This window comes from Methanobrevibacter sp. (assembly GCF_045126245.1).
GTDB lineage: Archaea > Methanobacteriota > Methanobacteria > Methanobacteriales > Methanobacteriaceae > Methanocatella.
On the sequence record NZ_JBGVOG010000052.1, the window covers coordinates 1 to 5,978 of the forward strand.

The 5,978-nt window shown below is 35.0% G+C and carries 8 protein-coding genes and 1 pseudogene; 4 read left to right on the forward strand and 5 right to left on the reverse strand.

Translation table 11 applies throughout. The features are described from left to right. Positions 1-919: thermosome subunit beta (gene thsB / locus ACJMLZ_RS03900; RefSeq protein ID WP_405304047.1), on the reverse strand; the 919-nt coding region annotated here is incomplete at its 3' end. Positions 920-1,035: 116 nt separating this feature from the next. On the opposite strand from thsB, the gene ACJMLZ_RS03905 reads away from it, so the two are divergent. From ACJMLZ_RS03905 to ACJMLZ_RS03920, 4 genes are read left to right on the forward strand one after another with little or no spacing between them, the layout of a single operon-like run. Then, positions 1,036-2,052: a tetratricopeptide repeat protein gene (locus ACJMLZ_RS03905; RefSeq protein WP_405304048.1), complete on the forward strand. Its 1,017-nt coding sequence runs from the start codon at positions 1,036-1,038 to the stop codon at positions 2,050-2,052. A gap of 37 nt (positions 2,053-2,089) precedes the next feature. Further along, entirely contained in the window at positions 2,090-2,245 is a 156-nt protein-coding gene (locus ACJMLZ_RS03910) for a hypothetical protein (RefSeq protein WP_165814026.1), read from the forward strand. Between the two features lie 37 nt (positions 2,246-2,282). Continuing rightward, on the forward strand, positions 2,283-2,735 hold the full coding sequence (locus ACJMLZ_RS03915; protein WP_405304049.1) for a hypothetical protein: 453 nt from the start codon (positions 2,283-2,285) through the stop codon (positions 2,733-2,735). Between the two features lie 8 nt (positions 2,736-2,743). Then, entirely contained in the window at positions 2,744-3,382 is a 639-nt protein-coding gene (locus ACJMLZ_RS03920; RefSeq protein ID WP_405304050.1) for a DUF116 domain-containing protein, read from the forward strand. Here ACJMLZ_RS03920 and ACJMLZ_RS03925 read toward each other — a convergent pair. The 4 genes and pseudogenes from ACJMLZ_RS03925 to ACJMLZ_RS03940 all read right to left on the reverse strand — a co-directional run. Further along, the gene (locus ACJMLZ_RS03925) at positions 3,379-3,585 is read right to left on the reverse strand and encodes a hypothetical protein (RefSeq protein WP_405304051.1); all 207 of its coding nucleotides are present in this window, start codon (positions 3,583-3,585) and stop codon (positions 3,379-3,381) included. The genes ACJMLZ_RS03920 and ACJMLZ_RS03925 overlap by 4 nt on opposite strands. A gap of 1 nt (position 3,586) precedes the next feature. Next, positions 3,587-4,789, reverse strand: a complete 1,203-nt coding sequence (gene hmgA / locus ACJMLZ_RS03930; RefSeq protein ID WP_405304052.1) for a hydroxymethylglutaryl-CoA reductase (NADPH) — start codon at positions 4,787-4,789, stop codon at positions 3,587-3,589. Next, positions 4,789-5,652 carry a succinate--CoA ligase subunit alpha gene (gene sucD, locus ACJMLZ_RS03935; RefSeq protein ID WP_405304053.1) on the reverse strand — a complete coding sequence of 288 codons (864 nt, stop codon included), beginning with the start codon at positions 5,650-5,652 and terminating at the stop codon, positions 4,789-4,791. The genes hmgA and sucD overlap by 1 nt, the downstream gene beginning before the upstream one ends. A gap of 10 nt (positions 5,653-5,662) precedes the next feature. Beyond that, positions 5,663-5,978: pseudogene (locus tag ACJMLZ_RS03940) on the reverse strand (hypothetical protein); the annotation flags it as partial.

A 5,978-nucleotide genomic window follows, 5' to 3' on the forward strand; every position in this document is an offset into this window, starting at 1 on the left:
CCCTTTTAAATGCCATGATTCCTGCTTTTTTCAAGTAGTGTTCTGCCATATCATCAATACCTTTTTGACAGAATAAAACATTTACACCGGAATCGAGTACTTTGTTAACCAAATCTTTAATCATTTGTTCTTCTTGAGCCAAGAAAGCTTCAAATTGATCAGGGCTAGTAATATCGATTTTTGCATCAGTATTAATATCTTTCAATTCAATAGGATATTTCATGATAGCAATTTTAGCATCCTTAATTTCTTTTGGCATGTTTTTGGATAAAGGAGCTTTATCAATTACGATACCTTCAGATAAAAATGAGTCTTCTACAGAATCACCGGAAACTCTTTGAATATTAATATTATCAATGTCTGATTTACCATCTTCTTCAATTCTTAAAGCAGCTTCTACAACCAAATCTGCCAAATGTTCCTTCGCATAATCGGAACCTTTACCGCTCATTGCAGTAACAGCCACCTTTTTAAGAGTGTCCTTATCATCTGCATCAATAGCAATTTCATTTAAGATTTCAATTGCTTTTGCAGTTGCATTTCTAAAACCTTTTACAACAACAGATGTTGCAATACCATCATCCAGTAATTCTTCAGCTTTACTTAATAGTTCACCTGCAATAACAACAACGGAAGTTGTTCCATCTCCAACAATATCTTCTTGTTTTTTAGCAGTTTCAACAAGCATTCTAGCTGCAGGTTGATTAATTTCCATTTCTCTCATGATAGTTGCACCATCATTGGTGACAGTAACATCACCCAATGAACTAACTAACATTTTATCCATACCTTTAGGACCTAAAGTAGTTCTTACAATATTTGCCAATACTTTAGCCGCTGTGATATTCATTCTTAAAGCATCTCTTTTTGAATATCTTTCAGTCCCTTCAGGAAGGATGAATATTGGTTGATTTGCCATTTCATAATCACCTTTAAATTTTTAATAAAATAATATAAAAATAAGTTTTTATACATATTAACATAGTTTGAGGTTATATAAAAAGATTACCCATTAAACTAACTTTAGGTGTGTTAATGTACGAAGAAATAATCAGAGAAATCAAATCCAATTTGGGCGAAAACAAAGATTTGAACAGACGATATTTGACTGGTCAGCTTGACTTATATCGTGACCACCCATATAGCATTGAAATAACTAGAGAAATTTCTCGTATGATATGGGATTGCCTCTCTCAAGATGAAAAAAAGCAATTCGCAGAAATCAGTGAAAAAGAAAATCCCCTAATGGATATCTTAAACGAAATATCCCCTGATATTGAAAGTGGAAAATATAAATCCGCTTTGGAAACACTTGACAAGTTCATTGAAACTTACCCTCCGATGTTTGAAGATGATTCGGTTAGCGAATATCATTTCTTCACTAACACTTTAGAGGAAATATTATTCAATGAGTATATCGGATCTAAAAAGAGCATCAGATACATACCTGACAATCAGCCTTTGCTTGACTTATATTATATTTATGGATTTTTACTTTTAGAAGACGAACAATTGGACAAGTCTGAAATATACCTAAAAAAAGCTTTAAGGATAAATCCGGTATCCGCAAGAATCATATTGGAATTAAGTGAAATCTATAAAATTCATACATATACCTTAAATAAGTTTTTCATATTTACTTCAAATGCATTGAAATATTCATATTATCCTAGTGATGTGGCAAGATGCTATCGAAATTTAGGTTATTATTACATTGAAGAGAATCAAATGGAGACTGCACTGGCACTATTCAAATACAGCATGAACTATGAGATGAGCCCCCTTGCATATGCAGAAATTACCTACATCCAGACAAAAAATCCGGATTTGGAATTAACTTTCGAAGAATGCGAAGAGATAATAAAAAACAAAAACATACAACCTGGGGTTAATCCTTTCATAATAGAAACTTTAGAAAAATTAGGTAGCGAATATGAGAAAAATTTACTATTCAATCAAGCAGGTTACTATTATAAATTATTATACGGAATAACCAAAGATGAGAAAACAATTGAAAAAATAAATTCGCTCAAAGAAAAAATAAACTATTAATATTATATATTATATATAATATAACAGGTGATTTAAAATGTGTTCTAGTGGAGGGCCAATGGCCGACATTGATTTGAAAAAATTGAAAACAAAAAAATACCATTGCAAAGACTGTGGAAATTCCTTTAAAGGTCTTGGAAAAAAAGTAGTTTGTCCATCTTGCCAAAGCGACAATGTTGAACTTGCAGAGTAAACATTTACTCTATTTTTATTTTTTTTAACTGATTCATATGAACATTGATTTTAAAAATGATGAAATTCTATTTCTTGAAGGTGAAACCGGAATTGTCGGAGTCGTTAAGGTAGCATACGAAAATAAAATGCTATTTATTGCAACTCAAGATAATGAAGAGATAGTTCAATTTTTAGAATCCGATGATTTGATTGCAGTCTCTAACTTTAAAAAAGACAAGAGAGCCATCAGGTCACAGGCATATTTAAGTAGAGAAGAATCTTCTCCGCTTGTAATTTTAAACAAAGACCATCCATCAACTAAAAGATTGGAAACTGTCTTATCAATTGGCGAAAGGGTAAACTTAAACTGCAATATCACCCCTGGAACCCACCCAGAACAGGACGTATTGTGCTCCTGCGACAGTTTGTCCGGACTTGAGATAACTAAAACCCCAACCGGAGTTAAATTGAATAAAGATATTGATAACTATAGTATTGAAAAATTTTAGGTTAAATAATGTTTATTGATTCCTTTTATATGTTTTTAGGCCAGTTAGTAGTTTTTTTAGCCGTATTGATTGTAATATTATTTATCATAGTTCTTATTTTGGGATTGTTGATAGCTAGAAAAAACAAAATCAAATTCCCCAGATTTGTTTTATTTGTAGTGGATTTATTATATTCCCCATTTAAAACAATAGCCCGCGTATTGAAATTGGATGAACATCTGATTGATGACATTGCCATTAAAGTCAGGGATGAAATCAATAAGGATAAATTCAGAAAGATTCCTGCCGATAAGACATTGATCTTCTTACCGCACTGTTTAAGACACAAGGACTGTCCTGCGACACTTCAAAAAGAAGGTTTGAACTGTACAGAATGTGGACTGTGCTCTATTGGAGTCATCAAAAAGAAATCAGAACCTATGGGCTATAAATTATATATTGTTCCCGGATCAAGTTTTGTTAAAAAAATTGTTATGGAAAACAAGTTTAAGGCCGTAATCGGCGTTGCCTGCCATGAAGACTTAAACCAAATGATGATGCTTCTCTCCGATTTTTGTCCGCAAGGCGTTTTGCTTGAAAAAACAGGGTGTTTTGAAACAAAAGTAAACGTGAAAAAAGTATTTGAGAAAATTGACTCCAAATACTAATCGTCATAATATCTCATGAAGTCAACTGATTCTGGAGTTTCCTCAAATTCATGAATAAAATCTTTTAAATCATTGATGAACTCTTCTTTTCTTTTATCCAAATCTCCGATTTGAGAATAATCCTTTTTTACTGAAATCGTCATTATTATATCATCGGTTTCAAGAGTAATCTCAGGATACAATTCATCTAAAAAATCATCCATATTAACCTCTTCCATGCTCCTGATGAGCTTTTGCCAAATGTCCTGCAGCTATTGCACCAACTAGAGACAATTCACCCGCAAGCACCGTACTTGCAACAATTTCAGCAAATTCACGAGCCTTACCTGAACCGGCGACACCTAAAATTTCCAATCCTTCATGAGCCGCTTCCAAACTGGTTCCCCCACCAACAGTGGCAACAGGCAAATCCGGCAGGTTAACTGAGAAATATAAATCTCCGTTTCTGTTTTCTGCAGTGGTGATTCCTAAAGATCCTTCAACGACATGAGCGGCGTCCTGACCTGTCGCTAAAAATATGGCTGCAACCATATTCGCATAATGTGCATTGAATGCCATGCTTCCACTGGCAGCCGAACCAATCAAGTTTTTAACTGTATTAACTTCAACAATCATCTCAGTTGTGGTCTTAAGCTTTTTTGCAACAATTTCTTTTGGGATTAAAATGTCCGCTATAACGCTTTTTCCTCTTCCTTCAACAATATTTATAGCGGCAGGTTTCTTGTCAACGCAAACATTACCACTCAAAGCCAGATGAGTTGCTGTAGTGTCTTGTGCTAATTTGTCCAATATTTTTTCACAAGCTATTGTTACCATATTCATTCCCATACTGTCTCCAGTTGAGAAAACGAAGCGCGGATAAACATAGCTACCAACAATTAAGATAGGGTCAATTTTTATTAGTTTACCGTGAGAGGTAGTGCTTTCAGCAATTTCTTTTAACTCAGCGAAATTATCGACAAACCATTGTTTGATTTTTAAAGCATCGCCCACACCTTCACACTTAATGGCCGGTGCACGAGTCATAATATCAGAGATTACCCTTGCATTTGCACCTCCGGATGCAGTAATGGTTGATGCACCCCTATTGATTGATGCAACAAGCGCACCTTCGGAAGTTGCAAGAGGAACAAAAACCTCTCTGTTGCAGTATTCCCCATTGATTTTTAAAGGACCTGCAATACCCATTGGAAGCTGTAAAATCCCGATAGAGTTTTCAATATTTCTTGCTGATGCCCTTTCCATATCAAGAGTATAGCTGGAAATGTTCTGCAAGCTTATACCGTATTTTTGCTCTAAAAATTCTCTTCTGATATCAGTCGCTTCCTTAGCGCTAACTTGCTTGTCAACCTGATAAAGCTTCATTTCGCCATTTAATAATTTATCAATAATTTCCTGATTTGACATTACATAACCTTTTTAAGCAATTCTACAATTTCAGATGGTTTTTTAGCCACATCCACACCGGCTTCATTTAAAGCTTTTGTTTTACTTGCAACAGTACCGGAATTTCCTTGGATAATAGCTCCTGCATGCCCCATTCTTTTGCCAGGAGGTGCAGTCCTTCCTGCAATATAAGATACAACAGGTTTTGACATATCCTCAGCAATGTATTTACCTGCCCTTTCTTCTGCAGTACCGCCTATTTCACCAATCAATACAACAGCATCGGTTTGATCGTCTTTTTCAAATCTCTTTAAGATATCAACGTAATTGTCACCTGTAACCGGGTCTCCACCGATACCTACGGCTGTACTTTGACCTATGCCCGCATTAGTAAGTTCACTTGCAATCTCATAAGTTAAGGTACCGCTTCTGGAAATAACGCCCACATTACCTTCTGAAAAGATATGGGTAGGCATGATACCCAATTTACCAATGCCCGGGGAAATGATTCCGGGAGTGTTTGGGCCTATAATGGTTGTTCCCATCTGTTTTGCATATGCCATTATTTTCATACTGTCATGAACAGGTATGTGTTCAGAAATAATAACAACTAAATCCAAATGCCTTATTGCTTCAAATGCGGCATCTTTTGCGAATTTTGCAGGAACAAAAATTATTGAAGCATTGATGTCAACTTCCTCTTTTGCTTCTTCAATTGAATTAAAAATTGGAACCCGGTCTAAAAATTTTTGACCGCCTTTGCCGGGAGTAATTCCTGCAACAATATTAGTATTGTAATTTAACATTTGTTCTGTATGGAATGAACCTTGTTTTCCGGTAATTCCTTGAACTAAACATTTTGTATCTTCATTTAATAAAATCATAATTTATCCCCTATCTCAAAATTCTTGTTTTATTTTCAAAAGGAACAGCCAAATCTATTACATTTCCATTCATAAACGCAGTGGCTGAAAATATTACACTGCCGGGCAATACATTACATGTTGTTCCTCTTTTAACCAAATAAGTATTCTTATTTCCAAGTGCAGCACCAATCATCGCACCAGCAATGATACCAACATGCTCGATATCCTCAACTGTTGCAACAACAACCGGATCGTCGGTTTCAGGTGAAACATAACCGACACCAGGTATCTTTCTTGTTTTCGGTTCGATATGGTCAGATACATCAGTTAAATTATCTATGCCT